Below are 1,969 nucleotides of genomic sequence, written 5' to 3'. Positions count from 1 at the left end.
GGATTGATTGCGACATGGCTCTGACCCTTGAACAACTGAACGCCGCCGACGCGGCCACCGCCACCGACCTGCTCGATGGCCTGTACGAGCACTCGCCCTGGATTGCCGCCAAGGCGCTGGAGCAGCGTCCCTTCAAGTCCATGGCGCACATCAAGCACGCCATGGCCAAGGTGCTGGCCGAAGCCAGTGAGCAGGCCAAGCTGGACCTGATCCGCGCCCACCCGGAGCTGGCCGGCAAGCAGATGGAGACCAAGACGCTCACGGCCGAATCGACCAACGAGCAGACCAAGGCCGGCCTGACCAATTGCACGCCCGAGGAGCTGGAGCACATCCGCAAGCTCAATGCGGAATACGGCAAGCGCTTCGGCTTCCCCTTCATCCTGGCCGTGCGCGGTCCGCGCGGCCTGGGCCTGTCCAAGGCGGAGATCATCGAGACCTTCGAGCGCCGCCTGCACAACCACCCCGACTACGAGCAGGCCGAGGCGCTGCGCAACATCCACCGCATCGCCGAGATCCGCCTCAACGACAAGTTCGGCTACGAGCCCACGCTGGGCAACGAAGTCTGGGACTGGCAGGAACGCCTGGCCCAGCACAGCGACCCCGGCTATGCCGAAAAGGGCCAGCTGACCGTCACCTACCTGACCGACGCCCACCGTGCCTGCGCCCAGCGCATCAGCCACTGGATGCGCGAATGCGGCTTCGACGAAGTCGAGATCGATGCCGTGGGCAACGTGGTCGGCCGCTACAAGGCGGCCCCGGAATACGAGGCCAAGGGCGTCAAGACCCTGCTGACCGGCAGCCACTACGACACCGTGCGCAACGGCGGCAAGTACGACGGCCGCTTGGGCATCTTCGTTCCCATGGCTTGCGTGCAGGAACTGCACCGCCAGGGCAAGCGCCTGCCCTTCAGCATTGAAGTCGTGGGCTTCTCCGAAGAGGAAGGCCAGCGCTACAAGGCCACCTTCCTGGGCTCGGGCGCCCTGGTCGGCGACTTCAAGCAGGAATGGCTGGACCAGAAGGACGCCGACGGCATCACGCTGCGCGAAGCCATGCAGCATGCCGGCCTGTGCATCGACGACATCCCCAAGCTGGAACGCGATCCCGCCAAGTACCTGGGCTTCATCGAAGTGCATATCGAACAGGGTCCCGTGCTCAACGAGCTGGACATTCCCCTGGGCATCGTGACCTCGATCAACGGCAGCGCCCGCTATGTGTGCGAGATGATCGGCATGGCCAGCCACGCCGGCACCACGCCCATGAACCGCCGCCGCGACGCCGCCGCCGGCGTGGCCGAGCTGGCCCTGTACATCGAAAAGCGTGCAGCCCAGGACGGCGACAGCGTGGCCACCATCGGCCAGCTCAACGTGCCTTCGGGCTCGGTCAACGTGGTGCCCGGCCGCTGCCAGTTCTCGCTGGACCTGCGCGCGCCCACCAACGAGCAGCGCGATGCCATGATCAAGGACATCATGGCCGAGCTGGCGGCCATCGCCGAGCGCCGCGGCCTGCGCTACACGACGGAGCTGTCGATGAAGGCCGCTGCCGCACCGAGCGCCCCCGAATGGCAAAAGCGCTGGGAAAACGCCGTCTCCGACCTGGGCGTGCCCCTGTTCCGCATGCCCAGCGGCGCCGGCCACGATGCGATGAAGCTGCACGAAATCATGCCCCAGGCCATGCTTTTCGTGCGCGGCCTCAACGCGGGCATCAGCCACAACCCGCTCGAATCCTCCACGTCCGACGACATGCAACTGTCCGTGGATGCCTTCACCCACGTACTCAACCAACTGGCTCAAGAGCAGCAATGACCAACATGAACCAAAACAAGCAAGCCACCTACGCAGCCCTGGACGCCTGGATCGACCAGCACTTCGACGAGGAAGTGCGCTTCCTGCAGGCCATGGTCCAGGTCCCCACCGACACGCCCCCCGGCAACAACGCGCCCCATGCCGAACGCACGGCCGAGCTGATCAAG

General features: G+C 65.7%; 1 protein-coding gene and 1 pseudogene. Both read left to right on the top strand.

Annotated elements, in window-relative coordinates; all coding sequences use genetic code 11:
- Window positions 1-14 precede the first annotated feature (14 nt).
- Window positions 15-1,802 (top strand): 2-oxo-4-hydroxy-4-carboxy-5-ureidoimidazoline decarboxylase, encoded by a 1,788-nt coding sequence (gene uraD, locus Cte04_RS21670; RefSeq protein WP_066483897.1) that lies wholly within the window; start codon window positions 15-17, stop codon window positions 1,800-1,802.
- Window positions 1,799-1,969: pseudogene (locus Cte04_RS22100) on the top strand (peptidase M20); the annotation flags it as partial. The gene uraD and the pseudogene Cte04_RS22100, both read left to right, overlap by 4 nt.

The sequence above is a fragment of the Comamonas terrae genome, assembly GCF_001544075.1.
Lineage (GTDB): Bacteria > Pseudomonadota > Gammaproteobacteria > Burkholderiales > Burkholderiaceae_C > Comamonas > Comamonas terrae.
This window is presented reverse-complemented; position numbering and strand designations above follow the sequence as displayed.